Genomic DNA, 26835 nt, shown 5'->3' with positions numbered 1-26835 from the left:
CCTGCAGCCACAACAGCAGGCGCCCGACCCTCCAGCAGCGAGCGCGCAATATCGCTTATCTTGTCTGACGTCCGACTTTAATTCATAATCCTTTCAGCGCAAGCGACAAATATTTCACCCTTTCCATCGAGATTCAGAAAGCATTTTCGGGTTAACACCCATTTTGGCGGCCCTCGTATCACTCTTAAAATGTCATCAGACAACGTATCTCACGTTTAAAATTGCGAATCTGCTCGTTATCGCTCAGCCGCATGAGCGATAGCGCCGACAGCCCGGACTGACCGGTCGCCATCCGGAGATGAATTTTTGACACCCGATTTCGCCCTATCGACATCCGACGCGCTGACATCGGCCGCCTCAAAAGTTAAGCGCCACGTGCTGCCGCTTTTCCTGATCATGTTCATCGCGAACTACATCGACCGGGTGAACATCGGCTTCGTCAGCACGCATATGCAGACGGACCTGGGGATTGGCGCGGCGGCCTATGGGCTGGGGAGCGGCTTGTTTTTCATCGGCTACGCGCTGTTCGAAGTGCCGTCGAATGTATTGATGGCGCGCTTCGGCGCACGCGCGTGGCTCACACGGATCATGTTCACCTGGGGCCTGGTGGCGGGCGCGATGGCCTTCACCTGGAACGACACGTCGTTCTATGTCATGCGCTTCCTGCTGGGCGTGGCCGAAGCCGGCTTTTTCCCGGGCGTGGTGTATTACTTCACGCAGTGGCTGCCGCAAAAGGAACGCGGCAAGGCGGTCGCGATCTTTCTGGGCGGCTCGGCGCTGGCGTCGGTGTTGTCAGGGCCCGTGTCAGGCGCCCTGCTCTCCATACGCGGATTCGGCCTGCATGGCTGGCAGTGGATGTTCCTGGTCGAAGGTCTGTTTTCAATCCTGCTGTGCGGCGTGAGCTGGTTCATGCTCAAGTCCCATCCCCGCGATGCCAAATGGCTCACTTCGCAAGAACAACAGGCGCTGAGCAGCGCTATTGCCCGCGAACAGGCGGAGCGGGAAGCGGCCGGCAACGCGCATCTGCCGATCACAAAACTGTTGAAAGATCCGCAGATCGTGCTGTTCTGCGTGCTGTATTTCGCGATCCAGCTGACCATCTACGCGGCGACGTTCTGGCTTCCAACCATCATCCGCAAGATGGGCGGCCTGAGCGATTTCCAGGTCGGCCTCTATAACGCCGTGCCGTGGCTGATCGCCATGTTCGCGATGTACTGCTTCGCCATGCTGTCGGCGAAATGGCGCTTCCAGCAAGCGTGGCTTGCGCTCGCGCTGGTCATTGCCGCTTGCGGACTGTTTGCATCGACGTCGGCGAACCCGGTCTTTTCGTTCGTCGCCATCTGCTTTTCTGCGATCGGATTCAAAGCGGCAGCGTCGCTGTTCTGGCCGCTGCCACAGGGATACCTCGATGTGCGCGTCGCCGCCGGCGTGATCGCGCTGATCAACTCCGTCGGCAACCTGGGCGGCTTTTTCGCGCCGGCGGCGTTCGGCTATCTGCAGCAACATACCGGCTCGATCTCGGGCGGTTTGTATGGGCTGGGAATAGCTTCGATCATCGCGGCTGTGATCGCGTTTTTCGCGAAGGACCGGTTGACCGGCCGCCCCGAACACGCCACCGAACCAAACCGGACCCGCGCCGCTTAAGAGCCCCAATCAACTCACACTGACCCCGTCCATGTCCACGAACCCAAGCGTTTCAAGCGCTGCGAACGCCACCCCCACCGTCACCGAACTGCGCGTGATCCCGGTTGCCGGCCGCGACAGCATGTTGCTGAACCTGAGCGGCGCACACGGCCCGTTCTTCACCCGCAACATCGTGATCCTGCGTGACAGCGCGGGCCACACCGGCGTGGGTGAAGTGCCGGGCGGCGAGAGCATCCGCAAGACGATCGATGACGCGCGTCCGCTCGTCGTCGGCCAGTCGATCGGCAATCTGCACGCCGTGCTCAACACCACGCGCAAGCAATTTGCGGATCGCGATGCGGGCGGACGCGGCACGCAAACCTTCGACCTGCGCACGACCATCCATGCCGTGACCGGACTCGAAGCCGCGTTGCTCGACTTGCTCGGCCAGCATCTGGGGGTGCCCGTCGCGGCGTTGCTCGGCGAAGGCCAGCAACGCGATGAAGTGGAAATGCTCGGCTACCTGTTTTACATCGGCGATAGGAACAAGACCGACCTGCCCTACTCCTCGGGGACAGACGCGACCGATGACTGGACCCGCCTGCGCCACGAAGAAGCGATGACACCGGAAGCTGTCGTACGACTGGCGGAAGCCGCGCACGCGCGCTATGGCTTCAACGACTTCAAGCTGAAGGGCGGCGTGCTCTCGGGCGACGCGGAAATCGAAGCGGTCACGGCGCTCGCCGAACGCTTCCCGAACGCCCGGGTGACGCTGGACCCGAACGGCGCGTGGTCGCTGTCCGAAGCCGTACGCCTGTGCCGAGACCAGCATCACGTGCTCGCGTACGCCGAGGACCCGTGCGGTGCCGAAAACGGTTATTCCGGCCGCGAGGTCATGGCTGAATTCCGCCGCGCCACGGGATTACCGACCGCGACGAACATGATCGCGACCGACTGGCGCCAGATGGGCCATGCAATCCAGTTGCAATCGGTGGATATTCCCCTAGCCGATCCGCATTTCTGGACGATGCAAGGCTCGGTGCGCGTGGCGCAAATGTGCAATGAGTGGGGCCTCACGTGGGGGTCGCATTCGAACAACCACTTCGACATTTCACTCGCCATGTTCACGCACGTCGCGGCGGCGGCGCCCGGCAAGATCACTGCCATCGATACCCACTGGATCTGGCAGGACGGCCAGCGTCTCACACGCGAGCCGCTGCAGATTGTGGGAGGCAAGGTGAAGGTGCCGGCGCGGCCGGGACTGGGCGTGGATATCGATATGGACGAACTCGAGAAAGCGCACGCGCTGTATCGGGAACACGGTCTTGGCGCCCGCGATGACGCCACCGCGATGCAGTACCTGATTGCGAACTGGACCTTCGACAACAAGCGCCCGTGCCTTGTGCGCTGATTTTTCCAACGGCTTCTTCAACGACTCAATCAAAGACCAATTCACGACCGACCATGACGACACCTCAAGAGCTCAAGCAAATCGTTTCCGAAGGGCTGCTGTCCTTTCCGCTGACCGACTTCGACGAACAGGGCGACTTCCGCGCCGATACCTACGCTGCCCGTCTCGAGTGGCTTGCGCCCTATGGCGCGACGGCCTTGTTCGCCGCCGGCGGTACGGGTGAATTTTTCTCGCTGACGCAAAGCGAATATTCGGACGTGATCCGCACGGCGACGGAAACCTGCAAAGGCAAGGTGCCGATTCTTGCTGGCGCGGGCGGCGCGACGCGGGTGGCTATAGCGTATGCACAGGAGGCCGAACGGCTAGGCGCGAACGGTATTTTGCTGATGCCGCACTATCTCACCGAAGCCAGCCAGGAAGGCATTGCCGCGCACGTCGAACAGGTGTGCAAAGCCGTGAAGAATATTGGCGTGATCGTTTATAACCGCGCCAATTCGAAGCTCAACGCCGACATGCTCGAACGGCTCGCCGATAGTTGCCCGAACCTGATCGGCTTCAAGGACGGTGTGGGTGAGATTGAAAACATGGTGACGATCCGTCGCCGGCTGGGCGACCGGTTTTCGTATCTCGGCGGTTTGCCGACGGCCGAGGTTTATGCCGAAGCCTACAAGGCGCTGGGCGTGCCGGTGTATTCATCGGCGGTATTCAACTTCATTCCGAAGACCGCGATGGAGTTTTATCGCGCCGTAGCCTCGCAGGATCACGCGACGACTGGCCGTCTGCTCGACGAATTCTTCATGCCGTATCTGGCGATTCGTAACCGCAAGGCGGGTTATGCGGTGAGTATCGTGAAGGCGGGGGCGAAGCTGATCGGCCGCAGCGCCGGTCCGGTGCGCGCACCGCTGACCGACTTGACCGAAGATGAAATGGCGCAGCTCGACGTGCTGATCAAGAAGCTCGGCGCTCAGTAACAGTCATCGGCAGTTAAAAAGCCGTTCCAACGTAAGTTGGAACGGCTTTTTTGCGCTTGGCGTCACGCATGAGCGCACTGACTAGAGACCTAAGCCGCGAGCAACACCACCGTCAGCGACCGCACGCCTTGCGCGCCGCGAATCAGCACGCCTTCGATATCCGCCGTCGCCGATGGCCCCGTCACCAGGACGGCATAACGCGCGGCCTTGAAGTCATCGCGTCGATACACATCCTGCAGCCCATCCACGATTTGCGCGGGATCGAGCAGCACGACCAGATGCTGCACGAGATAGCCGATCGAATTGACGATGTATTCGTCCTCGCTGAACCACACCGAGCCCGTTTCCGCCACGCCGAAGCGCGCGCGGACCACGCCTGCATCCACATCTTGTAACAACGCAGGGGACATATCGGCGGCGAGCGCGCGGTTTCCTTCGATACCCGGCACAGCCGACGCGACTTTCCCGTCTGCGCCGAAACGCTCGGCGAGCAGCGCACGCACCGTGTCCAGCGATTCACCTTCGACCACCGTGCCCCCCATCGCGGCCAAGGCGGTACGAAAGCGCTCGAGGCGCTCACCGGGCGGGGTATCGAAGAGCGGTACGTCGGGACGCGGCCTTGCAGCCGGTTGCGCCACACGGATCTTGGCGAGAAAAGTCTCACGCGTGGTCATCGTCATTTTGCTACCTTGCGATTTTTCTTGTACCACTCGTGGAAGGTTTCGGCGGGCGTTTCAGGCAGATCGCGCTGACGGCCCCAGATGTTCAGCGGGTTATATAGCACGAAGTTCGGCAGCCGCTTGAGCGCACCGCCGAGCGACGCAACGGTGCCTCGATACAGTGTCGGACTGGCAAGCAGGCGTCCCGCCATCTTCAGCACTTCCTGTTTCACGAACGGCACTTCATGATTCGCCGCAATCACTTCGCGCCACTTGTAGATCTGCTCGTGAATGTTGACCTTCGTGGGACAAACGTTGGTGCAACTGCCGTTAAGCGTCGATGCAAACGGCAGGCTGCTGAAGCGTTTCATATCGTAAGTAGGATTGATGATTGCGCCGATCGGCCCGGAGTACGTGAAGCCGTACGACAAGCCACCACTTCGCCGATACACCGGGCACGTATTCATGCACGCGCCGCAGCGTATGCATTTGAGCGAATACCAGAAATCCTCCATCGCGAGGCGTTCGGAACGGCCGTGATCGACGAGGATGTAATGCATCTCCGAGCCCGGTCGGGGCGCGCGGAAGTGCGAGGTGTATTGCGTGATCGGTGAGCCAAGCGCACTGCGCGACAGCATGCGAATGAACACGCCGAGATCGGAGATTCTGGGAATCAGCTTTTCGATACCAATCGATGCAATGTGCAGCGGCGGCACATTCGCGGACAAATCCGCATTACCCTCGTTCGTGCACACGACGACCGTTCCCGTCTCGGCAACCGCGAAGTTGCAGCCGGTCATGCCGGCAGTCTTCTCGCGCACGAAATACGGCCGCGTGTTCATGCGCTGGCTTTCGGCGAGATAGTGGATGTCGCTGTTCTTGGGATCGGTGCCGATCGTGCGGCCAAAAAGCTCGGCAACGTCGGCGCGAAGTTTGTGTACAGCCGGCACGACCATGTGGCTCGGGTCCTGGTTATCCAGTTGCTGGATGCGCTCGCCGAGGTCCGTTTCCATCACCGTGATGCCGCGCGGCTCTATGTACTCGCGCATCTTGCATTCATCGGTGAGCATGGATTTGCTTTTGACGAGCGTGGTCAGGCCGCGCTCGGACATCAGCTTGTAGACGATCTTGTTGTGTTCTTCCGCAGTCGACGCGTAATGCACGATCACGCCGTGCGACTCGGCTTGCGTAATGAACTGGTCCAGGTAATCAGCGAGATTCGAAAGCGTGTGCTCCTTGATCCCCGACGCCAGGTCGCGCAGCGTCTCCCATTCGGGCATGCCGTGGGCTTGGGCGTCCCGTTTGCTGCGCAGATCCCAGAGGCGTTTATCGTGGAAAGCGACGTGGTCTTCCTTCGCGATGAACGCGCCCGCCGCCTTCGCGTGATCGAGCCGCTTGCTTTTCCCCTTCACGACGTCGCTCATGAGCGTGCTCCGTTCAGGACTTGGGCGATATGGATAAAACGGGCATCGAGTTTCAGTCGTTCGGCGCAGCCTTGCTGATGCATGAGGCAGGACATATCGCCGGAGACGATATATTGCGCGCCCGCGCCGAGGTGATCGCGGACCTTGTCCTGCCCCATCCTCACCGATACCGCTTCTTCCGTCACCGAAAACGTGCCGCCGAAGCCGCAACATTCGTCGGGGCGCGCGGGCGTGACGAACTCGATGCCTTTGACGCCTTCGAGTAACGCGCGGGGTTTGGAAAACGGCGTCCCGGCAATTTCCGATGCCGATACCTCGCGCAAATGCCGGATGGCGCTGCAGCTATTGTGCAATCCTACGCGATGCGGGAATTCGGCCCACGGGAATTCACGCACCTTGAGGACATCGTGGAGAAATTCGACGAGTTCGTAGGCGCTCGTGCGGACCTTGCGGACAGAAGCGGTCTGCTCGATAGCGGTCAAGTGTTCGCGCACGTGATGGATACAACTCGCCGATGGGCCGACCACGTAGTCGTAATCGGCGAAATTGCGGGCGAACACGCGCTCGGTACCGGCCGCTTCTTTTTGCGCACCGCTGTTCGCCATGGGCTGGCCGCAGCAGGTTTGTTCCTCCGGGTAATCGACTTCCACGCCCAGGCGTTCGAGCAATTCGAGTGTCGCGATGCCGACTTCTGGGTAGAACGCATCGATAAAACAGGGGACGAACAGGGCGACTTTCATTGGATAAGGCCGTGGGGAGCCCGAAAAATAAGCGGAAAAATAAGCGGAAAAATAAGCGGCTTACCAGTTTTGGTAAGCTTGGTCTGACCAAGACTTTAAAGTTTGTGGCGTTTCATGTCAAACTGGAAGAAAGATCGCGCCGTTCTTGCCCACCTCTCATCGCACTCATGCCATTTAAGCCTGTCCATTCCTACACCCGCACGCGAATCGCCGATGTCGTCTCCGACCAGATCCGCGCGCTGATCACAAGCGGCGCTTTACTTCCCGGACAACGCCTCCCCGCCGAGCGCAATCTCTCGGAACAGCTCAACGTCTCGCGCCCATCGCTGCGCGAGGCGCTTATCCGGCTGGAATCGGATGGATTTATCCAGGCTGCCGCGCGCAGCGGCTTCGTCGTATCGGATGTCACCGCACCGCTCGTGTCCGCGCCGCTGGCCGCGTTGCTGAGCCAACATCCAACCGCCAGCGCCGATGTGCTCGAACTGCGCCACGGACTTGAATCCCTCGCAACAGGCTACGCGGCCGAACGTGCAACCGCGACCGATCTGGCGCGTATCTCCGAAGCGTTCAACGCACTCAAAACCGCCGCCATCGAACCAAAGCGCACCCGCATAGCAGAACACGACGCCGCGTTTCATCTCGCTATCGCCGACGCGACCCACAACCTCGCGCTCGCCCACGTGATGCACGGCCTGCACGAACTCGTACGCGAATCGATGCTGACATCGCACCGGCTGGTCGACTACGACAACGACGTCGAAGCGAACTTGCTGGCGCAACACCAAGCCATCTTCGATGCCATCCTCGCCCGCGATCCACAACGTGCCCGGGACGCCGCCGGCGCACACCTGGACTACGTCAGCACGCTTTATCGAGACCGCTTACCCCGCTTAACCAAGCCGGAAGCAACCCGCTATCCTGCAAAAAATCAGAATCCGGAGACCACACCATGACTATTTCGAGCGCCCACTGGGGCGATCTCGCGGACGGTACGCCCGTCGATCTTCACACGCTGAGCCATGACAACGGCTTCCGGGTAACGGTGACGAATCTGGGCGCGGCACTCGTCTCCTGGTTCGCGCCGGATCGCGACGGCCACCTGGCGGACATCCTGCTCGGCCACGACACCCCCGCCGCGTACACCACCGGTCCTGCCTACATGGGCGCAATCGTCGGACGCTGGGCGAACCGCATCGCGAACGCGCGCTTTTCCCTGGATGGCGTGGCCTACCCGCTCGAAGCCAATCAGCCGCCGAACTCACTGCACGGCGGCTTCCAGGGCTTTAGCTACAAGCTATGGCAAGCCCGGCACACCGGGGACGCATTGGTACTCACGCTCGAATCGCCCGCCGGCGACAGCGGTTTTCCCGGCGCCCTCACCGTCCAGGTGACGTACGCGTTCACCGACGCGGGCGAACTGACGATCACCTACGATGCCTTCACGGACGCCCCCACGCCGCTCAATCTCACGAACCACGCGTACTTCAACTTGTCGGGCGTGGACTTGACGACTATCGACGATCACGAAATCGAGATCGCCGCCGATCAATTTTTCGCCATCGACGAACATACGATTCCGACCCATCTGGAAGACGTCGCCGATACCCCATTCGACTTCCGCACGGCCGCGCTTCTCGGACCGCGTATCGACGCCCGCGATAACGAGCAAGTCACGCTGGCGGGCGGCGGAATCGATCATTGCTATGTACTGCGGACCGCCGCGCCGGTCACCGAGCTGCCGGAAATGCGGCGTGTCGCGGCCGTTTATCACCCGGGCAGCGGACGCGAGCTGACTGTCTCGACCACCGAACGCGGGCTGGTGTTCTACACCAGCAACAGTCTGGCAGGCGTGCCGGGCAAGCGCGGCGTGACCTATCAGAAACACGGCGCGCTCTGCCTGGAAGCGGGCGGGTTTCCAAACCAGATCAATATGGACGACGCTGAAGACGTCGTGTTGCGCCCCAACGAGCGATACCGGCAAGTCACGCGCTACGCCATGCGCGTGAGGTAAAAACCATGCCACCCGCCATGCTGCCGATAGGAACCCGCCTACAGTCGAATAGGACTATCGCGGCTATCGGCGGCCCGACCTCTCATCGATACTGGACTCATCGAATCAAATATCGAATGGAGGAAGACAATGCCTTATCTACTGGGTTGGCTGCTTGGCGTGCCGGTGATTGTGTTGGTGATCCTGTATCTGATCTTTCATTGATGATCTTTCACTGACCACTGACCACTGACCACTGAACGCGAAAGCACGCGGTTTCACGTGGATTGAACGAAGGCGTCGTTACAATACGACGCCTTTTTTAATTCCTCACTCCCCGAAGGATTCCGATGAAACGCGCTATCTTCGCCTTGACGTACCTGACGTCGTTCGTTGCGCTGCTTGCTGCGCCTGCCCTGCATGCCGAGGAGATAGCCAGCGTCAACACGAATTTCCGCTTTACCGGCTCGGATCGCGTCACGGTCGAGGCATACGACGACCCGGCGGTCTCGGGTGTAACGTGTTACGTCTCGCGCGCGCGCACGGGCGGCGTTAAAGGAACGCTAGGAATAGCCGAAGACCCGTCTGAGGCATCGATCGCTTGCCGCCAGGTCGCGCCGATCAAGATCGATGCGCCACTCAAGCAGAAATCCGATGTGTTTTCGGAACGCATGTCGTTTATCTTCAAGACGTTGCACGTGGTGCGTATTGTCGATGCCAAGCGCAATACGCTGGTGTATCTGACGTATAGCGACCGGATTACGACCGGCAGCGCAAAGAACAGCGTGACTGCCGTATCAATGCCCGCTGGTACGACCATTCCGGTCAAATAAGACGGGAGGGCCGGTTGGTCGGGCTTTGATCGAACAGTTGAAAGCTGGCCTAAAGTTTCCCCTCCCCGAGCCGATATAAAGACGAACGGCCGTCGCCCTCATGGCGACGCCGACTTGTCTTCCCGCGCCGGCTCAAACCGGCCAGCGGGATCGGGAACCGGGAAACATCATGGGTCAGATCACCCTTTCATTCAAAGACGAGACGATCGCGGCGCTACGTCGCGACTTCGATACGTTGATTCGTCTGTCGCTCAAGTTCGACCCACAATTCGTCACGCCGACGTTCGAGGATTTCCTGCGGGCAAAACTCCTCGACAACCCCACGCCACTCACCGAACTGGCAGTCCAGCGAATGCTGCAAAACGGTCAGTACGCGTGGGCGAAACGGGCACTCGACAAGGAATTTCCGGACGTCGTCGAAATGATGATGCGTCAAGCCGCGGAACATGGTTTCGGCTTCGCGGTGCGCTCGGACTGGAAACCGGACGACCTCGTGAAGGCCTCACGCGCGTGGGCGACGGCTATCGTGACCGAAGCGAACGGCGATCCAACGCAGATCGACCCGCTAGCGTCCCAGATCAAGGAAGCCGCATCGGACATCCAGGAGTTGGAGATGAAAATGCAGACGCCCGCATGGCGTCTCGCCGATTCACTGCGTCAACGCGTGTACGAAACCAAGATTGCGACCGAACACAGTGTGGGATCGACATCGCGCGAGAAGCTTGGTGAGTTGCGCTGCCTGCTGCGCCTCGGCATGTTTCATGGCTCGATTTCAAAGCAGGAAGCGCAGCAAGTGCTCGAGCAATTACGCATGATCAAGCCGGAGATTTTTATTGAAGAGCCGTACGACGGTTTCACTCGCTTTGGCAACTGGCTGCGTACGATCTTCACGCCTGAGCGCAAAGCGCCGAAGCCTTCGCGCGCTGAGCGTTGAGCCCGTACTGAGCCCGTACCGAGTCCTTACTGAGCTCACACGAAGCTCACAGCAACGCCCTTCACTCCCACATCTTCTTGAGCCGCGCGGCGATGTCGACTTTCGCCTTCGCCGCGGCGGCCAGCCCGGCTGCTGTCGGCGCGCTGGGCTCAGGAACCGGTGGCCACGCGCACGCTTCGAACTGCGGCATCAGATGCGCGGGAATGAAACGCGTACGCGCCGCCCAGACATGCCGGTCACCCATATGCGACTGGTTGTGCACGTAGAAACGCTGCGGCGTGACAATGTGCAAATCCTCTTTCGCACGCGTCATGGCGACGTACAAGAGCCTCCTTTCTTCATCGATTTCCTCGTCGCTGCCCGTGCCCATATCCGATGGAATGCAGCCATCCACGCCATTCAGCACGAACACATTCTTCCACTCCTGGCCCTTCGCGGAGTGGATGGTGGAGAGAATCAGATAATCCTCGTCGATGAGCGGCACACCCGATTCGTCGCTGGTGGCATCGGGCGGATCGAGCGTCAGTTCGGTGAGAAAACGCTCCCGCGTGGGATAAGTGGACGCGATGCTTTCCATCTGCAACACATCGCCATGACGAATTGACGCGTCTTCGTGGTTGCGCTCCAGATGCGGTTCGTACCAGCGCCGGATCATTTCGAATTCCGCGGGCCAGCCGCTTTCGCGCGCGCAAACCCTCGACATCATCGCGACGAGCGCCGGCCAGTCTTCGCTCGCGCGCAACGGCGCAGCGAATGCGGCTAACGCGGCCGGTGTGTCGCTACGCTCAGCCACCTGATCGAGCACACGCCCGGCAATTGCCGGCCCAACCCCCGGCAGCAACTGCAGCACGCGAAACCCGGCCACGCGATCACGCGGGTTCTCGCCCCAGCGCAATACCGCCAGCACATCCTTCACGTGGACGGAATCGAGGAACTTCAGTCCGCCGAACTTCACGAACGGAATGTTGCGCCGCGTGAGTTCGATTTCGAGCGCGGCGCTGTGATGCGCGGCGCGAAACAGCACCGCTTGCTGCTTAAGCGTCATGCCGCCTTCACGCGCCTCCAGCACCTGCTCGACGATATAACGCGCCTGATCGGCCTCGTCTGCAACCGAGACCAGGCGCGGCCGTTGCGCCGATGCCTTGTCGGTCCACAAGTTCTTCGAATAACGCTCGGCAGCGAGTCCGATCACCGCATTCGATGCCGCGAGAATAGGCTGCGTCGAACGGTAATTGCGCTCCAGCGTCACGCATTTCGCGGGCGGATTGAAGTGATTCGGGAAGTCGAGGATATTGCGCACCGTCGCGCCACGAAACGAATAGATGGACTGGGCGTCGTCGCCGACTACCGTCAGGCCGCGGCCGTCGGGTTTCATCGATAGCAGGATGGACGCCTGCAGCTTGTTCGTGTCCTGGTATTCGTCGACGAGCACGTGGTCGAAACGGCTCGACAGATCCGCGGCAATGGACGGTTCGGCGGCGAGATGCGACCAGTAGAGCAGCAAGTCGTCGTAGTCGAGTACGCTTTGCTGCTGCTTTGCATTGACGTACGCGGCGAACAACCGCCGTAGGTCGTCCTCCCATTCGCGGCACCACGGGAACGCCTGATCGAGCACGGTTGCAAGCGACACACCGGTGTTGACCACGCGCGAGTAGATGGCGAAGCACGTGGATTTGGCCGGAAAGCGCTTCTCTTTCGCCGATAACCCGAGTTCATGCCGCACGAGGTTCATGAGATCGGCGGAATCCTCGCGATCGTTGATGGTGAACGAAGGCGATAACCCCACGAGATCCGCGTAATCGCGCAACAAACGCGCGCCCACGCTATGGAAGGTTCCCGACCACGTGAGACCCTGCGCGATCACGCTGCGGTTACCCAAAGCGTTCACGGCGATACGCGTCACCCGCCGGGTCATCTCGCTGGCTGCGCGCCGCGAAAACGTCAGCAACAGGATCCTGTGCGGGTCCGCGCCCTTTACCAGCAAATGCGCCACGCGATGCGCAAGCGTATTCGTCTTGCCCGATCCCGCCCCGGCGATCACCAGCAGCGCGCCGGCCGGGTCCCCAGCGGACGATGCCTGCGTGCCGTACTCGACCGCTTCTCGCTGCGCTTCATTCAGTTTGGTCAGGTACGACGCGACTTCTTCCCGCGCGGGCTTGGGCGCAAGATCGTCGTCGGTGGCGGAGTTAAGCGTGAGCACGGCGGATGGGCTTTTAAAAGGGTGACGCACACTGTATATCCATACAACTCCTCCACGCAAGCGACTGATGCAGCAGGCTTTTGGCCCTATAAAAGAATTGGCCCGGTACGCTTGCGCGCACCGGGCCATCGTCATTTCCCTACAGCGGGACCTGTTGCGAATCAGGCGAATCAGTCTGCTTTCTTCGCGTTTTTCAGGTTCGCGTCGGCAGCGGCTTCATTCGCCTTCGACTGCGATTCCGTCTTTTTCTTGTCGGCCTTGGCCTGTGCGAGGTTCGCGTCCTTGTCCGCTTCGGCCTGCTTCTTCGCCGCTTTCTTGTCCGCATGCGTGGGTTCGGCGGTGGTCTGCGCCTGCGCAACCGACACAGTGGCGGCCGTCGCGAATGCACCCGCGAGCAACGCTGCTAACAAGCGTTTTGTGATCGTGGTCATGAATTCCTCCTTACCAGCGGCCCCGCTCAGGGGGCCGCATTCCATTCATCGAACTCAGAACTTAGTGCTGCAGGCCCGTATCCTTAGGACCGTCAGGCTCGGTGGCCTTGAGTTCGTCGTTCGCAGTTTGCTTGTCGGCCTTCTTGTTGATCTTCGCGTTGCGCACCTGCTCCTTGTATTGCGCCTTCGCTTCCTTGTTTGTCGCCTTCAGCTCCTGCTTCGATGCCTGCTTCGACGCCTTGTATTCAGCACTAGCCTGCGCGTTGGCATTGCGCTTCACGACCAGCGGATCGGTGGGCGCCGGTGCGACGATATTCTGCGGCGGCGGCGCGGTTTGGGCGGACGGTGCGGCTGGCGCTGACATCTGGCCGGCGTCGGCGGCGGCAGGTTGCGCGGTCTGCGCGAACGCGGATGCGGACAGACCCATGGCGGCAAAAGCGGTACCCAACAGCATTTTCTTGACTTGCGACATATTCATTTCCTCTCTGGCAGTTTTTATTCCGGGTGGCCGGTTGCAACCATCGCAACCCGCCGCGACGCTCAAGCGATGTGCGTTGTGTCCTCAAACACCGCGCTTGGAGCAGCGCGCCGCAAATACCCGTCTACACTTCTGGTGACCAGCGTCTGCGCCTGGAAAGCGTAGAAATCACGTAGAAAAATCGCGTGAAAAACGCGCCGATCACTATGACTGACCCGGTGCCGAACGCTGGAGTTCGCTAAAACGCGTCATTGTTACCGAAGGTTTCACTTGCTGACATACTGCAAACAGCCAAGCGCCTCGATATCCGGAAGTCCGGGCTCCTGACGCACGTGGCGTGCCCGGCTGGTTTATCATGGGCGCCCTTTCCGCCCCCAACCTTGCGAAGACTGCTCACATGCCGCGCCTCGAATTCACGCTCACGGGCGACTACGTCGAACTGCACAACCTGCTCAAGCTGATGGGCCTGGCCGACAGCGGCGGCTCGGCGAAAGCACGCGTCGCCGAGGGTGAGGTGAAGGTCAATGGCAAGATCGAGTTGCGCAAGACGTGCAAGATCCGCGCGGGCCAGACGGTGGTCATCGAAGACACCACGATCAAGGTCCTCAAGCCGAATTGATCCGCCTGAGCGCAATCTGGATGACGTTAAATACCGCGTCGTGATCGACATAAGCGCAATCAAGCAATAAGCTAGACGGCTTTCGTTCCCTTTCGCCGCTTTCAGCTTGTTGACGGTTGAAGCCCGGTTTGACGCCAGCTTTTCAAGTTGGCGTGCTTCAAAACCAGACTCCAAGCTGAGATTCGAAGCCGGATTAGACAGCCGACATTCATAGCTGAAATTCAAAGCGGAGCTTCACGCCAACAAGCTGAAGCGCGGCCGGAACGAGCGGGCGATGCAGCACCGGTAACGGTCTGCTGCATCGCCCGTTGCCGTTTTTGCACGGTTTTTGCCGTGCAGCAAAGCATCCAGATAATCCGTCATGCCATCCAGAATGATCCGCGCGAACGCGCCGCCAAGCCTTTCCCGTCACGCCGTCGATACCGCCAGGCTCGCCGCGCCCCTCGCCATCTCGCAACTGTCGCAAATGGCGATGGGCGTCACCGACACCATCCTGCTCGGCTCACTCGGCCCCGATTCCCTCGCGGCCGGCGGCCTGGGCGCCAACCTGTTCTTCGTGGTCGTGGTGCTGCTGCAAGGCGTGCTGACGTCCGTGAGCGTATCGGTGTCGCACGCGCGTGGCGCGAACAACGATCACCTCGTGCCGAACATCTACTGGACCGGGCTGGTGCTGTCGCTGCTGCTCGCGATCCCCGCCTTCACGCTGCTGAGCTTCGCCGAACCGATCCTGCTCACCTTCCACGAACCCGCCATGCTGGCCAAAAACGTCGGCGAATATTGCGCGATCCTGCGCTGGGGAGCGCCGGGCAGCCTGCTCGGGATTGGCATGATGCGCGCGTTCCTGCCGGCTATCGGTGCGGCGAAGCGGCTGCTGTGGGTATCGATTGGCGGCGTGTTCGTGAACGCATTTCTTAACTACGGCCTGATCCACGGCGCCTACGGCCTGCCCGAACTCGGTTTTCTCGGTTCGGCAGTCGCTACCACGATCACCGTCTGGGCGACGGCGCTGGTGCTGATCGCATTCCTGCATTTGCGGCCGCGTTACCGGCATTTTGTCGTCGCTTCGCGGCCACGCCTGCCGCTGATGGGCGAATTGTTCGGCATCGGCTGGCCGGTCGCGATCACCTACGGCGTCGAATCCACGCTGTTTCTCGCCACCGGCATGACTGTCGGCACGCTCGGCGAAGCGCCGCTCGCCGCGCACCAGATCGCGCTGAACGTGGCATCGGTGGCGTTCATGGTGCCGCTGGCCATCGGCCAGGCAGCAAACGTGCGTGTGGGCTACTGGATCGGCGCAGGACAGCCGCTGGCCGCTCGCCACGCCGGCTTCGTGGCGATCGCGCTGGGCGTGGCGTTCATGGCGCTGTCGGGCTGCGTGCTGGTGCTGGCGCCGCACGCGATCGTCGGGCTCTATCTCCATCTCGACGACCCGAAGAACGCCCAGACCGTCGCGCTGGCCGCGTCACTGCTGGGCGTGGCGGCCGTGTTCCAGATCGTCGACGGCATGCAGACTGTTGCGTCGGGCGTGCTGCGCGGGCTGAAGGACACGCGCGTGCCCATGCTGGCGGCGGCGCTCGGTTATTGGGGCATCGGCTTTCCAACAGGCTACATGCTGGCGTTCCACTTCGGCGGCGGCACGAAAGGTTTGTGGTGGGGGCTCGCGGCGGGACTCGCGAGCGTCGCGGTGCTGATGACCCTTCGCTTCGATCGCATGAGCCGGCGTCTGGTCACGCGCGGCGCGCTTGAACCAGGCGAATCCGGACAGGCCCCCCGGCATACGGCTTGAGGTAGCGGCTACGGATCATCGATTACCCTTCGTTTGCCGCGATTTCCACGATTGCCGCGGCATAAGTTAAGCAGACATTGTTGGTTGGAATCGGAGCGCAGCGAAGATACGATCAAGCCGTCTCCTTGAGATTCATCCAGTAGCAGGGGTATTAGGCCCGCTTCGTCGAAGCGGGCTTTTTTTCGTCCGCTCATGGGTAATAACGGGTTTCAACGTGGTTTCAACGTGGTTTCTCGCGACGGCAAATCCAGCGTTCAACGACTCGATGCCGGCCGCAAGAAAACACACAGGCAACCGTCGCACGCCTCGCGCGTTCCCGCCTTGGCCCCCTCCGGTTTTTCGCAAATCGACCCATCCGGCGTGTCCGTAGCTGATTTCCCATAAAATAACCGCGCATGATCCTTGCTGTACTCCCGCGAGATCCGGCGTTGCACGCGACCGCTGCGTGCGCAACAACCGCAAGCAGGTCAGAAAAATCGCTCGGGCAATCAAGAGGAATGGACGTGTCGGAAAGCAGCAGGCAGTTATCTCGGTCATCACTATCCCAAGCCATACAAGGTCAGCACCCCGGCAGGCGCACAGAGCGCACTCAGGCAGGACAGGTTTCGCGTCACTCGATCACCCCGCGCATCGCACCGTTGTCGCGTGGGCTTGCATTCGCCGCCGCCGCGCTCACGGCTTTGGCGCTCGCCGCCTGCGCCACGCGTCCGCCCGCAACCGCGTTCAATCGCCCCGCCACGTACGCGCTCTCCGCCGACGCCGACACCCCCTTGCGCACCGCGCTCCTGCCGAAGGAAGCCGTGCATCCCAATGAATCCGGCGTGCGTCTGCTTCCTACCGGCACCGAGGCGCTGCAGGCCCGCATCGCGCTCGCCCGGGCGGCGACCAAGACGCTCGACATGCAGTACTACATTGCGAACGAGGACAACGCGGGCAAGCTGCTGCTCGGCGCGGCGCTTTACGCGGCGGATCGGGGAGTCAAGGTGCGCATGCTCGTCGATGACCTGAATTTCAAGGACATCGACCAGATCATGGCCGCGCTGAATTCGCACGACAACATCGATATCCGCGTGTTCAATCCGTTCGGCAGCGCGAGCCGGAGTTTCGGCCAACGCACGCGCAACCTGTTCACGAACGTCGATCATTTCACGCGCCGGATGCACAACAAGGCGATGATCGCGGACAACCAGATCTCGATCGTGGGCGGCCGTAATCTCGGCGATGAATACTTCAGCGCGAGCGCAACCATCCAGTTCCGCGATCTGGACGTGTTCGTGGCGGGACCGGTGACGCAAGAGATATCGGCGAGTTTCGACGACTACTGGAACAGCTCGATTGCGTACCCGCTGCGCGCGCTGAACAAGCAAAAATTCGATCCCGCCGATCTCGACAAAACCCGCGAAGACCTGCGCCAGCACTGGAAAGAACAGGCTGATCCGCTGAACGCCAAGCCACTCAACGCCACGCCGATCGCGCAGCAGATAGCACAGGACGGGCTGGGCCTGACCTGGACGCGTACGGAGTTCGAGGCCGACTCACCGGTGAAGATCGAGCATCCCGACAAGGACTACAAAAGCCCGCCCATGCAGCGCCTGGCCGAGCTGGCAAATCAGGCGAGCAGCGAGGTGCTCATCATTTCGCCGTATTTCGTGCCGCACGACGAAGGCGTGAAGGCGCTTGCCGCGATCACGGCGCGTGGCGTGAAGGTGAAGGTGTTGACCAATTCGCTGGCGGCCACCGACGCCGTCGCGGTGCAGGCGGGTTACGCGCCGTATCGCGTACCGATGCTGAAGTCGGGCGTAGAGTTATACGAGTTCAAGCCAGTGCAGGTCGAGGGTGACAGCCGGCCGCGCGCCGGGCTGTTCGGCTCGCAATCGCGCGCAAGCCTGCACGCCAAGGCTTATATGATCGATCGCAGTATCCTCGTGATTGGGTCGATGAACCTGGACCCGCGTTCGGCGTCGCTCAACACCGAACTCGCGCTGGTGATCTACAACCCGCAAATTGCGAGCGAAGCCGCACGGTTGTTCGATGCGGGCATTGCGCCAGCGAGGGCGTATCGTGTGGAACTTGCTTCGCCCGCAGTGCTTGCGGGCCTGAAGTACACCGGCTCGCCGATGTCCCCGCTCATCTGGACGACCGAGGACGACGGCCAGGTACGTACCTACAACTTCGATCCGCGAGCGGGCCTTTATCGCAATGTGTTGACGGGTCTGTTCATGCTGCTGCCCGTCGACTCGCAGCTTTGAATTTTTAGACTCTGAAACGTGCAGGACCCAATAGAACCCCGAACCTGAAGCAAGCCGAAGGAGCACGAAGCCATGACGGATGACGTAAGACTCGAGAAGGACACTTTCGGCGAAATCGCCGTGCCGAACGCAAAACTCTGGGGCGCGCAAACGCAGCGTTCCTTGCAGAACTTCAAGATTTCGAGCGAGAAACAATCGCCTGAACTGATCGATGCGCTCGCGATCGTGAAGCGGGCATCGGCGGAAGTGAATGCTGAATTGAAGGTGCTCGCCGCCGATAAAGCGCAGGCGATCATCGCGGCTGCCGACGAGATCCTGGCGGGCATTCACCCCGATGAATTCCCGCTCGCTGTGTGGCAAACGGGTTCCGGCACGCAGACCAACATGAACCTCAACGAGGTGATTGCGAACCGGGCAAGCGAGCTGATGGGCGGCGTGCGCGGGGAAGAGCGCAAGGTGCATCCGAACGATGACGTGAATCGTGGGCAATCGTCGAACGACGTGTTCCCGACCGCGATGCATATTGCCGCCGCGGTCGCGATCGTCAAGCATCTCGTTCCGTCGCTGAAGACCCTGCGCGAGACGCTCGATAAAAAATCGAAGGCGTTCGATCGAATCGTGAAAATCGGCCGCACGCATTTGCAGGACGCGACGCCGCTGACGCTCGGGCAAGAGTTTTCAGGTTATGTCGCGCAACTTGACCAGGGTATCCGGCATGTTGAATCGACCTTGCCACATCTGTATCAACTCGCACTCGGCGGCACCGCGGTTGGCACGGGTTTGAATGCGCATCCCGAGTTTGCCGTGAAGGTGGCCGGCGTGATCGGCAAGCTCACCGGCTTGCCCTTCGAAACCGCGCCGAACAAGTTCGAAGTGATGGCTGCCGCCGACGCGCTCGTGTTCGCGCATGGCGCACTGAAGACCATCGCGGCGGGCTTGATGAAGATCGCCAACGACATCCGCTGGCTCTCGAGCGGACCGCGTTGCGGGCTTGGAGAGTTGTCGATTCCGGAAAACGAACCGGGCAGTTCGATCATGCCGGGCAAGGTCAATCCGACCCAATCAGAAGCTGTCACCATGCTGTGCTGCCAGGTGTTCGGCAATGACGTGGCGGTGAATTTCGGCGGCGCCAGCGGCAATTTCGAGCTCAACGTCTTCCGTCCGATGATCGCCCACAACGTGCTGCAATCGGTGCGTCTGCTCGCCGACGGTGCCCAAAGCTTCAACGACAACTGCGCGGTCGGGATCGAGCCGAACGAGTCGCGGATCGAGAGCTTGCTGAATGAATCGCTGATGCTCGTGACGGCGCTCAATCCGCATATTGGTTACGACAAGGCCGCGAAGATTGCGAAGAAGGCGCACAAGGAAGGCACGACGCTGAAAGCGTCCGCGCTGGCGCTCGGTTATGTGACCGAAGCCGAATTCGACGAGTGGGTGAAGCCGGAAGAAATGGTGGGGAAGAAGTAACGTCAGAATGGGGAGCAGCGGTTGATGGATCATCGCTTATCAACCGCTGCGGCCGGATATCTTCCTGATTAAGTCCTGATTAAGTCCTTGTTATCACCCCGATATTTTTTGCGCGGCCAGGAAGTCCAGCCCGACCGCATGCTCCACGAGCGCCTTGCCCGAATCCTCAAAAATATGACGCAGGCGGGTGTTTATCTCTTTTGGCGGTACATCGGCATTCCCCACTCGCAGCTTGAGGCCGGTCGCAGCCAGCGAGCGTGTCACACGAGCGACCAATTCGTCGATATCCCTGGAGATCGCTTTTATCGGATCAGCCTTGGCATGGAGCGACGCCAGCAGCAGTTGATCCAGCAAGCTGATACCCGCGCCGCCACCCTGCCTGGGCGACGCAAGCGCCCCCCAGGCTTCGCCCCGTTCGACCCGTTCCAGCAAAACGGCATTTAGCCGGTCGGCAGCCGCTCGCGGCTGCGTCTCACCGTAGCGCACGAACGTCTCGCCAACCGCTATCGACAAACGTAGTCGCTTCAAGATGGCGTCAAGCGTGAGTCCGGCGAACCCGGGGACATCGAAAACCTGCGCGAGCGTCATTTCCGAGCGATGCAACAGATCGAAGAGCGGTTTATGAACGGCGTCAATGCGCGTGAGCGTGGCATGTTCCAGGGCCACCGCCGTTCTATAGGGGACCGCCGGATTACCCCACAAATGGATGTGTTCTGCCTGCTCGCGCAGGCCAACGTCACTCAGTGGCGCTCGTGCGCGTACGAAGATGTCCGAGCGGAACCCGCGGTTCGCGAAGTAATCACGAAGCTCTTCAGCTTCGACGGGATCGCTGACCGTCTCCAGCATTTTCCGCTGCTGTTCTCCCAGCCATCCCACCGGCGACATGTAAGCGAAACGCGCGCTGCCGGCGAAACTGAGCTTCGCTTCGGCCATTTCGCGCACGATGTCGGCGAAGTAAAACGGCGTCCATTTCTCGTGCAGATGCTCGTGGACGAGGTAACGTTCATCATGGTCGTCGAAACCCTCGACCCGGCCGAGCGAATCCGGGTTGCGCTTGAAGTGCAGCGCGCCGAGATTCACCATCTTCCTGGCGAACTCGGACGCCTTGGTCCACGCTGAATTTCCTCCCCCGGCTCCCAGCATCAGCAAGCGTTGCAACGGCAGCACCTGCGCGCAACCCACCATCGCGTTGTAGCTCACCTGCACGACACCGCCTGGTTTCAAGTAACGCGTCAGGAATCTCATGATCTGCGCGCGGGTTTCGTCCGAAATCCACGAGATGATGCCGTGCATGGTGATGTAGTCGAACAAGGGTAGTTCGACCTTGCCTTGCGCGAGATCATCGAAGCTGTTCTCCAACAAGGTGAGATTCGACAAGCGGGCTTCGTCGCGTATGGCGGACGCGCCCCGTACGTGCACCGGGTTGAAATCGCAGGCGTAGAAGTCGCCGTTCGGATGCGTTGCCGCAAGAACCAGGGAAGTCAGGCCTCGGCCGAACCCAAGCTCGCAATAGGTGAATTTTTCGACGCAAGGCGGCGATACGCGCTGCATCGCGAGGCAGGCGTTCAGGAACGTCGGACTCTGCTCTTGAAAGTAACCAGCCGTGTAGGCAACTGAATTGTTGTAGCCGGCCGTCCGCTTCATGCGTTTCCTCAGTTCATGTTGGATGTTTGCGCGTTGAGTCCGGTCGCGGTCCCTTCGGAGACCGTTCGGTAGCCCTTGCGGACCTTTTACGCACTGCGCCAAACTATGCCGATAACGCACACATTCATGAATGAGAAACGTCTTATTTGTTTGCCCTGCATTTCGATATAGCGCCGCGCGACGGCCGATTCAGCGGCTATGCAAGGTTTTCACGTCACTTGCCGATGCGAAGGTTCATTCAGGTCTTGTCTTGTATTGTCCTGTAGTAATACTAATTACCTGGTGTTAACAACGCCGTGCTTATGGTTCGGAACGCCGCGCCGGCAGATTCTCCCGCCAGCGCCCTTCATCGCTTTTAAACCTTCCCGGCTGCCACTTCTTCCGGCTTCAATTCCACGATCGCGTCCAACGCGTCCTTGACGTCTATCGCATATTTCGCCAACCGCTTTTGCTCATCCGTGACGGGCACGAACGAAGGAACCGGCACGGGCCTGCCCTGTTCATCGACAGCGACGAACACCATCAGGCAATCCGTGGTCTGTTGCAGCACGCCACTCTTCGGATCGCCTGCATGCACAGAGATATGCAAATGCATACTCGTGCGCCCCGTCGCCACCACGCGGGCGCGCAATTCGACCAGGTTACCCACCAGGATCGGCCGGCGGAAACGGATATTGCCCACGCTGACCGTCACGCAATAACGCCCGGACCAGACCGCGGCACACGCGTAAGCCGTCTCGTCCATCCACTTCATCAGGGCACCGCCGTGAACCTTTCCGCCGAAATTCACGGAGGTCGGTTCGGCTAGAAAACGAAACGTGGTTTCGGACCGGTCGGTGATCGGGGCATCAGTGGATTGGGGGGTGGGCACAGCAGTATTCATGTAGATGTAAGGCAAGCTGAACGGGCCTGCCTGGTAAGTGGAGTTGCCGAATTATACGAGTCTAAAAAACGCTCGCCGACCCGCTCCGGCGCGCTTGGGCACACTTGGGCACTCACTTGCGCACGGACACGCCCTGGTCGATTACACCGTACATGGTAATGCCACTCGACCCTGCTGCTGACGACGACCCGCCCGACGCTCCCGCACAACCCGCACACGCCGCCACAAGCAGCGTTGCTATCAAAATTTTCACCATGAGAGTCCCCTGCACGGCCTTCATTCAACGCGAAACATCATTCTAGCGCGGGGCTCGTGCGGCGCTCATGATGAGTTCGGGCTCTGAATCAATACTTCAGGTTACGATGAAACATCGCATGCGCGAAGTCGCTAAAGTAGGGTTAATCCAAGGAGGCTGCGATGACGCTCGATCACGAAGATGCCCGCCCGTTTCCCGGTTTATCGCGCATAGGCGCACTGCTCGCGGACCCCGGCCGCGCCGCCATGCTGTGGTCGCTGATGGACGGCACCGCCCGGCCTGCCGGCGAACTCACGATGATCGCCGGCATCTCGCCATCCGCCGCCAGCGGGCACTTCGCCCGGCTCGTCGAGAGTGGCCTGCTGGCGCTCGAAGTAAGCGGGCGGCACCGGTACTACCGCATTGCAACACCCGATATTGCGATGGCAATCGAAGCGTTGGCTAATCTGGCGCAAGCCAGCGCGCCGTTGCGGGAAGCAGCGCAGGCGCATCGGCCTGCGCCGCGGCCGGCGTCTGCCGTACCACTCGACATGCGCTATGCGCGGACTTGTTACGACCATCTCGCGGGCGAACTGGCTGTGCGGCTGTTCGACCGGATGCTGACATCGAAGTGGCTGGAAGTCGCGCAGGCGCAAGGTGGTGCACCGGCCGGCTCGAAGCGGCCCGGCCCGACCTCGCTCGATGCCACGCCGCAAGGAGTCGATGAATTTTCGCGGATCGGTATTGACCTCACCGCGCAGAGAGCACGGCGCAGGCGGTTCGCCTGCACGTGCATCGACTGGAGCGAACGCCGGCCGCATCTTGGCGGCGCGCTGGGCGCGGCGTTTCTCGATGCGTGCACAGAACATGGCTGGGTTGAAACAACAGCCAAGCGGCGGGTCCTGCGAGTCACGCCCGCCGGCGAACGGCATTTCGCCGCCGTCCTTGCTGAGGTCTAGCGGCGTAGAACCCGACCTGGCGCAATAAGTACCTGACGTTGGACGCGGACAAGATCAGCGGCAACAGCCAGAGGGTCAGCGGGTTGTTAGCCCTGCTCGACACGGTCGACCGGATGCTCAACATCGTTACGCCGCGATGTTTTAAACGGCGGGCGTTCCGGCTTCGGTTCATTGAAGCAGGAACGCGCTTATTCAGCGCTTATGACACGCCCATACCCGTCTAAATCGCGATCGGCGCCTTGATGCCCGGATGATATTGATACCCTTCGATCACGAAGTCTTCGTATTGGTAATCGAAGATGGAAGCGGGTTTTCTCGCCAGTTCGAGCTTCGGCAGCGCATACGGCTCACGGCTCAATTGCAGGTCCACTTGCTCAAGATGGTTCAGGTAGATATGGCAATCGCCGCCGGTCCAGACTAACTCCCCCACATCCAGATCGCACTGCTGCGCGAGCATGTGCGTGAGCAACGCATAGCTCGCAATGTTGAACGGCGTACCCAGGAACACGTCCTGGCTGCGGCAATACAGCAGGCAGCTCAGCTTGCCTTCGTTCACGTAGAACTGTGCGAGGCAATGGCACGGTGCAAGCGCCATCCTGCCTGCACGCGCGTTATCGACCGGCGACATGGACTCGTCCGGGAAATCGGCCACGTTCAAGGCTGTCAGCATCAACCGCCGCGAGTTGGGACGCGTCTTGATCTGATGCACGAGCGCGCTCACCTGATCGACCACCGTGCCGTCGCTTTTGGGCCAGAAACGCCATTGATGCCCGTACACCGGACCGAGGTTGCCGTTTTCATCGGCCCATTCGTCCCAGATGGTCACGCCGTTGTCGTTCAGATACTTGATGTTCGTATCGCCGTTCAGGAACCACAGCAGCTCGTAGATCACGCTCTTCATGTGGATGCGCTTGGTCGTGACGATCGGAAACCCGTCCGCCAGATCGAAACGCAATTGACGGCCAAACGTGCTGATCGTCCCCGTGCCGGTCCGGTCCATCTTGCGAGCGCCGCGTTCGAGAATGTCTTTGAGCAGTTCTTGGTACTGGATCATGAGCTGGATCGTTCGTAAAAAGGAGGACGTGTCGCCATTCTGGCAGAACATTTCCGCGCGCCTGCGGCGCACTCTCGCCACGGATTGCGCTAGCCATGGAAAACGCGGAAAACGCCGCCGCCGATAAAATCAAACCACGATTTTACCAAGCGCCGGAGGGCGAGGTGCGAAGGTGCCTTGCGGGGAACGAACGAAAGGAATCCGCGGCGTTCCAGCGAACCCCGGGATTGAATGTATCAGGGAGACCTTGGCGACCTGCCAGCGGCCGGCGGGCGGCCGTCAAACACGGCCCTTAGCCGCGTGTGACGTGCTCCGTCGGTGCATCGACTTCAATGTGCCGCATGCCATGCGCGCTCAGAAGGCGGTACAGCGTCACCCGCGAAATACCGAGTTCCTGCGCGGCGTCGCCAAGACGGCCGCGATGGCGCAGCAAAGCGAGTTCGATAGCCTGCCGTTCCGCAGCCTCCCGTGCCTGCGCCAGTGACACCGGCGCCACCTCGACGTACTCGCCGAGCTCAAGATCCCGCGCACTGATCTGACGCCCTTCCGACATCACGATGGCGCGGCGCACGCGATTAATCAGCTCGCGCACGTTACCCGGCCAGCCGTAGTTGTGGATGGCGGCAATGGCATCGGGCGCGAAACCGCGCAGACGCCGGCTCGCGTCCTTCTTGAAGCGGTCCAGCATGTGCTTGGCGAGCAGCTCGATGTCCTTGCCGCGAGCGCGCAGGGGCGGTTCATCGATTTGCAGCACGCACAGACGGTGATACAAGTCTGCACGGAACCGCCCTTCGATCATGGCCGTCTGCATATCCACGTGGGTGGCCGAAATGATGCGCACGTCCACCGGGGTGGACCCATGTCCGCCAAGCCGTTCAACCTTGCGCTCCTGCAGGAAACGCAACAGGCTTGCCTGACTTTCGAGCGGCAAGTCGCCGATTTCATCGAGGAACAGCGTGCCGCCGTTAGCCGCTTCCACGCGGCCGATCTTGCGTTGATTCGCGCCGGTAAACGCACCGCGTTCATAGCCGAACAATTCCGATTGCAACAGATGCGCGGGAATCGCGCCGCAATTGATGGCGACGAACGGCTGCTCTCGCCTGACCGATCGTTCGTGAATGGCGACCGCGGTGAGTTCCTTGCCCGTGCCCGATTCGCCCGAGATGAACACGGGCGCGTCGGTCATGGCGACCTTGCGGATGGAGCGGAACAGCGCAAGCATGGCGTCGCACGAACCGACCATCTCGCCTTCGGCGCGGCCGTCGCGCGCATCGTTCGATGCGTTCTCGCGCAGCGCCACCATTCCATAAGCATGGCCGACTGCGTCCACCACGCGATCATTCGATGTGGGTAAGGTGACGTAGTCGAAGCAGTAGTCGCGAATCAGCCGGCGCACGGCCGCATCTTCGAGTTGACCTGTCACGGTGGCCGCGACCCAGCCGACATTGGTCAGCGTCAGCGACGCTTCGAGCGCCGCGAGTTCGTGTGCTTCAAAACTGCTCGACAAATCCAGCAAGCCACCGGTTGCCAGGTCGCTGCGAAGCCACCGACGTGCGTCCTTCGCGTTCGATACGACCTCTATGTGCCAGCCCCTCTCCTCAAACCGAGCGCACAAAGGCTCGCTCGGGTCACGAGTCACGTAGATTAGTTGCCGCCGAGCGACTTCCATTGTTCTGATCCTTTCGTCAACGGTCGTTGAAAAGGTCGCGCCGGTAATTGCCCTCAACCACGCTGCAGACGTCGAAGACTCGCATGCCCCAAGCGAACGATCATTCGGGAAACTGCAAACGGTGAAACCCCGGAAGCGACGAGTACTGTCGCGCGGTTCTATGCGAACCTGTTTTGTTTCAGATGCTGTTTTTGAGAGACTACTATAAAGCGAATACTTCGAAAACAAATATCCGCAACAATGCCTGCAAACCCATCCTGAAGCAGGCCCACTGTGCGTTTCAACAACGAGGTCAGGTTTTAATAAGCATTTTGCAAATAGTTTAAATAAGACAATAGCATTTACGCAATTTTTGATAAAAACGGCCGTTAACCGTCTATCGTTTCAGTCTTGAAACGTTTTCGGCTTTTTTCTGATTCATTTTTTCAGTCAGCTTGCCACCCGCCCAATACCGGCAACGGAATGCGTGCCATGGCATATGTTTCGCTAAATGACAATGAATCAGGGAGACCGCCATGGAACGCTCCGGCTGCGTCGTCAAACAAGAAAATACTGCGAGAGCGCATAAGCTCGCTC

At 60.5% G+C, this 26835-nt stretch carries 23 protein-coding genes; 12 read left to right on the top strand and 11 right to left on the bottom strand.

Annotation, left to right across the window (positions count from 1 at the left end; genetic code table 11):
* Positions 1-396 precede the first annotated feature (396 nt).
* Genes BSU04_RS26635 through kdgD form a run of 3 tightly spaced genes read left to right on the top strand, consistent with a single transcriptional unit; the run spans position 397 to position 4005 of the window.
* Complete coding sequence (locus tag BSU04_RS26635) at positions 397-1644, top strand: MFS transporter (RefSeq protein ID WP_306427228.1); 1248 nt, start codon at positions 397-399, stop codon at positions 1642-1644.
* A gap of 31 nt (positions 1645-1675) precedes the next feature.
* Positions 1676-3034 (top strand): glucarate dehydratase, encoded by a 1359-nt coding sequence (gene gudD, locus BSU04_RS26630; RefSeq protein WP_089163374.1) that lies wholly within the window; start codon positions 1676-1678, stop codon positions 3032-3034.
* Positions 3035-3087: 53 nt separating this feature from the next.
* A complete protein-coding gene (gene kdgD, locus BSU04_RS26625) occupies positions 3088-4005 on the top strand; it encodes a 5-dehydro-4-deoxyglucarate dehydratase (protein ID WP_089163373.1) in 918 nt (305 codons plus the stop codon).
* An 89-nt stretch (positions 4006-4094) separates the two neighbouring features.
* Here kdgD and BSU04_RS26620 read toward each other — a convergent pair whose 3' ends face one another.
* The 3 genes from BSU04_RS26620 to BSU04_RS26610 are packed head-to-tail and all read right to left on the bottom strand — an operon-like array spanning position 4095 to position 6828.
* A complete protein-coding gene (locus tag BSU04_RS26620; RefSeq protein WP_089163384.1) occupies positions 4095-4679 on the bottom strand; it encodes a LutC/YkgG family protein in 585 nt (194 codons plus the stop codon).
* Positions 4680-4681: 2 nt separating this feature from the next.
* On the bottom strand, positions 4682-6088 hold the full coding sequence (locus BSU04_RS26615) for a lactate utilization protein B (protein ID WP_089163372.1): 1407 nt from the start codon (positions 6086-6088) through the stop codon (positions 4682-4684).
* Positions 6085-6828, bottom strand: a complete 744-nt coding sequence (locus BSU04_RS26610; RefSeq protein WP_089163371.1) for a (Fe-S)-binding protein — start codon at positions 6826-6828, stop codon at positions 6085-6087. The genes BSU04_RS26615 and BSU04_RS26610 overlap by 4 nt, the downstream gene beginning before the upstream one ends.
* Before the next feature lie 167 nt (positions 6829-6995).
* On the opposite strand from BSU04_RS26610, the gene BSU04_RS26605 reads away from it, so the two are divergent.
* From BSU04_RS26605 to BSU04_RS26590, 4 genes are all read left to right on the top strand, one after another.
* Entirely contained in the window at positions 6996-7781 is a 786-nt protein-coding gene (locus tag BSU04_RS26605) for a FadR/GntR family transcriptional regulator (RefSeq protein ID WP_089163370.1), read from the top strand.
* Positions 7778-8839, top strand: coding sequence for an aldose epimerase family protein (locus BSU04_RS26600; RefSeq protein WP_089163369.1), 1062 nt, complete (start codon positions 7778-7780; stop codon positions 8837-8839). Before BSU04_RS26605 ends, BSU04_RS26600 begins: the two co-directional genes overlap by 4 nt.
* Before the next feature lie 329 nt (positions 8840-9168).
* Complete coding sequence (locus BSU04_RS26595) at positions 9169-9651, top strand: CreA family protein (RefSeq protein WP_089163368.1); 483 nt, start codon at positions 9169-9171, stop codon at positions 9649-9651.
* A 169-nt stretch (positions 9652-9820) separates the two neighbouring features.
* Positions 9821-10585, top strand: a complete 765-nt coding sequence (locus BSU04_RS26590; protein ID WP_089163367.1) for a DUF4088 family protein — start codon at positions 9821-9823, stop codon at positions 10583-10585.
* 61 nt (positions 10586-10646) lie between these two features.
* On the opposite strand, the gene BSU04_RS26585 is transcribed toward BSU04_RS26590, so the two are convergent.
* The 3 genes from BSU04_RS26585 to BSU04_RS26575 all read right to left on the bottom strand — a co-directional run bounded on the left by BSU04_RS26585 (position 10647) and on the right by BSU04_RS26575 (position 13688).
* Positions 10647-12713: an ATP-dependent helicase gene (locus BSU04_RS26585; RefSeq protein ID WP_373452872.1), complete on the bottom strand. Its 2067-nt coding sequence runs from the start codon at positions 12711-12713 to the stop codon at positions 10647-10649.
* A gap of 242 nt (positions 12714-12955) precedes the next feature.
* Complete coding sequence (locus BSU04_RS26580; RefSeq protein ID WP_089163365.1) at positions 12956-13216, bottom strand: hypothetical protein; 261 nt, start codon at positions 13214-13216, stop codon at positions 12956-12958.
* 61 nt (positions 13217-13277) lie between these two features.
* On the bottom strand, positions 13278-13688 hold the full coding sequence (locus tag BSU04_RS26575) for a hypothetical protein (protein ID WP_089163364.1): 411 nt from the start codon (positions 13686-13688) through the stop codon (positions 13278-13280).
* A gap of 403 nt (positions 13689-14091) precedes the next feature.
* Between BSU04_RS26575 and BSU04_RS26570 the strand changes: the two genes are divergently transcribed.
* From BSU04_RS26570 to fumC, 4 genes are all read left to right on the top strand, one after another.
* Entirely contained in the window at positions 14092-14313 is a 222-nt protein-coding gene (locus tag BSU04_RS26570) for an RNA-binding S4 domain-containing protein (RefSeq protein ID WP_089163363.1), read from the top strand.
* A 361-nt stretch (positions 14314-14674) separates the two neighbouring features.
* Positions 14675-16099: an MATE family efflux transporter gene (locus tag BSU04_RS26565; protein ID WP_089163362.1), complete on the top strand. Its 1425-nt coding sequence runs from the start codon at positions 14675-14677 to the stop codon at positions 16097-16099.
* 497 nt (positions 16100-16596) lie between these two features.
* Entirely contained in the window at positions 16597-18348 is a 1752-nt protein-coding gene (locus tag BSU04_RS26560; RefSeq protein WP_089163361.1) for a phospholipase D family protein, read from the top strand.
* Between the two features lie 72 nt (positions 18349-18420).
* Positions 18421-19815 carry a class II fumarate hydratase gene (fumC, locus tag BSU04_RS26555; RefSeq protein WP_089163360.1) on the top strand — a complete coding sequence of 465 codons (1395 nt, stop codon included), beginning with the start codon at positions 18421-18423 and terminating at the stop codon, positions 19813-19815.
* Between the two features lie 93 nt (positions 19816-19908).
* On the opposite strand, the gene BSU04_RS26550 is transcribed toward fumC, so the two are convergent.
* The 3 genes from BSU04_RS26550 to BSU04_RS46650 form a co-directional block, all read right to left on the bottom strand.
* A complete protein-coding gene (locus BSU04_RS26550; protein WP_089163359.1) occupies positions 19909-21459 on the bottom strand; it encodes a class I SAM-dependent methyltransferase in 1551 nt (516 codons plus the stop codon).
* Positions 21460-21814: 355 nt separating this feature from the next.
* Positions 21815-22342 carry an acyl-CoA thioesterase gene (locus BSU04_RS26545; protein ID WP_089163358.1) on the bottom strand — a complete coding sequence of 176 codons (528 nt, stop codon included), beginning with the start codon at positions 22340-22342 and terminating at the stop codon, positions 21815-21817.
* A gap of 112 nt (positions 22343-22454) precedes the next feature.
* Positions 22455-22598: a hypothetical protein gene (locus BSU04_RS46650; RefSeq protein WP_179258453.1), complete on the bottom strand. Its 144-nt coding sequence runs from the start codon at positions 22596-22598 to the stop codon at positions 22455-22457.
* Positions 22599-22759: 161 nt separating this feature from the next.
* Between BSU04_RS46650 and BSU04_RS26540 the strand changes: the two genes are divergently transcribed.
* The gene (locus BSU04_RS26540; RefSeq protein WP_089163357.1) at positions 22760-23536 is read left to right on the top strand and encodes an ArsR/SmtB family transcription factor; all 777 of its coding nucleotides are present in this window, start codon (positions 22760-22762) and stop codon (positions 23534-23536) included.
* A gap of 220 nt (positions 23537-23756) precedes the next feature.
* On the opposite strand, the gene BSU04_RS26530 is transcribed toward BSU04_RS26540, so the two are convergent.
* Positions 23757-24590 (bottom strand): thymidylate synthase, encoded by an 834-nt coding sequence (locus tag BSU04_RS26530; RefSeq protein WP_089163383.1) that lies wholly within the window; start codon positions 24588-24590, stop codon positions 23757-23759.
* A gap of 292 nt (positions 24591-24882) precedes the next feature.
* Positions 24883-26259 (bottom strand): sigma-54 dependent transcriptional regulator, encoded by a 1377-nt coding sequence (locus BSU04_RS26525; protein WP_089163355.1) that lies wholly within the window; start codon positions 26257-26259, stop codon positions 24883-24885.
* Between the last annotated feature and the right edge of the window lie 576 nt (positions 26260-26835).

It is taken from the genome of Caballeronia sordidicola, from assembly GCF_002220365.1.
Classification (GTDB): Bacteria; Pseudomonadota; Gammaproteobacteria; order Burkholderiales; family Burkholderiaceae; genus Caballeronia; species Caballeronia sordidicola_C.
This window is presented reverse-complemented; position numbering and strand designations above follow the sequence as displayed.

Excerpts from the sequence above, each read along its gene's own strand:
- BSU04_RS26590 (WP_089163367.1), top strand. The coding sequence starts at position 9,821 with ATGGGTCAGATCACCCTTTCATTCAAAGACGAGACGATCGCGGCGCTA.
- BSU04_RS26525 (WP_089163355.1), bottom strand. The coding sequence starts at position 26,259 with ATGGAAGTCGCTCGGCGGCAACTAATCTACGTGACTCGTGACCCGAGC.
- BSU04_RS26545 (WP_089163358.1), bottom strand. The coding sequence starts at position 22,342 with ATGAATACTGCTGTGCCCACCCCCCAATCCACTGATGCCCCGATCACC.
- BSU04_RS26580 (WP_089163365.1), bottom strand. The coding sequence starts at position 13,216 with ATGACCACGATCACAAAACGCTTGTTAGCAGCGTTGCTCGCGGGTGCA.
- BSU04_RS26560 (WP_089163361.1), top strand. The coding sequence starts at position 16,597 with ATGGACGTGTCGGAAAGCAGCAGGCAGTTATCTCGGTCATCACTATCC.
- BSU04_RS26600 (WP_089163369.1), top strand. The coding sequence starts at position 7,778 with ATGACTATTTCGAGCGCCCACTGGGGCGATCTCGCGGACGGTACGCCC.
- BSU04_RS26540 (WP_089163357.1), top strand. The coding sequence starts at position 22,760 with ATGACGCTCGATCACGAAGATGCCCGCCCGTTTCCCGGTTTATCGCGC.
- BSU04_RS26635 (WP_306427228.1), top strand. The coding sequence starts at position 397 with ATGTTCATCGCGAACTACATCGACCGGGTGAACATCGGCTTCGTCAGC.
- fumC (WP_089163360.1), top strand. The coding sequence starts at position 18,421 with ATGACGGATGACGTAAGACTCGAGAAGGACACTTTCGGCGAAATCGCC.
- BSU04_RS26595 (WP_089163368.1), top strand. The coding sequence starts at position 9,169 with ATGAAACGCGCTATCTTCGCCTTGACGTACCTGACGTCGTTCGTTGCG.
- BSU04_RS26570 (WP_089163363.1), top strand. The coding sequence starts at position 14,092 with ATGCCGCGCCTCGAATTCACGCTCACGGGCGACTACGTCGAACTGCAC.
- BSU04_RS26615 (WP_089163372.1), bottom strand. The coding sequence starts at position 6,088 with ATGAGCGACGTCGTGAAGGGGAAAAGCAAGCGGCTCGATCACGCGAAG.
- BSU04_RS26575 (WP_089163364.1), bottom strand. The coding sequence starts at position 13,688 with ATGTCGCAAGTCAAGAAAATGCTGTTGGGTACCGCTTTTGCCGCCATG.
- BSU04_RS26605 (WP_089163370.1), top strand. The coding sequence starts at position 6,996 with ATGCCATTTAAGCCTGTCCATTCCTACACCCGCACGCGAATCGCCGAT.
- BSU04_RS26565 (WP_089163362.1), top strand. The coding sequence starts at position 14,675 with ATGCCATCCAGAATGATCCGCGCGAACGCGCCGCCAAGCCTTTCCCGT.
- BSU04_RS46650 (WP_179258453.1), bottom strand. The coding sequence starts at position 22,598 with ATGGTGAAAATTTTGATAGCAACGCTGCTTGTGGCGGCGTGTGCGGGT.
- BSU04_RS26550 (WP_089163359.1), bottom strand. The coding sequence starts at position 21,459 with ATGAAGCGGACGGCCGGCTACAACAATTCAGTTGCCTACACGGCTGGT.
- kdgD (WP_089163373.1), top strand. The coding sequence starts at position 3,088 with ATGACGACACCTCAAGAGCTCAAGCAAATCGTTTCCGAAGGGCTGCTG.
- BSU04_RS26610 (WP_089163371.1), bottom strand. The coding sequence starts at position 6,828 with ATGAAAGTCGCCCTGTTCGTCCCCTGTTTTATCGATGCGTTCTACCCA.
- gudD (WP_089163374.1), top strand. The coding sequence starts at position 1,676 with ATGTCCACGAACCCAAGCGTTTCAAGCGCTGCGAACGCCACCCCCACC.
- BSU04_RS26620 (WP_089163384.1), bottom strand. The coding sequence starts at position 4,679 with ATGACCACGCGTGAGACTTTTCTCGCCAAGATCCGTGTGGCGCAACCG.
- BSU04_RS26530 (WP_089163383.1), bottom strand. The coding sequence starts at position 24,590 with ATGATCCAGTACCAAGAACTGCTCAAAGACATTCTCGAACGCGGCGCT.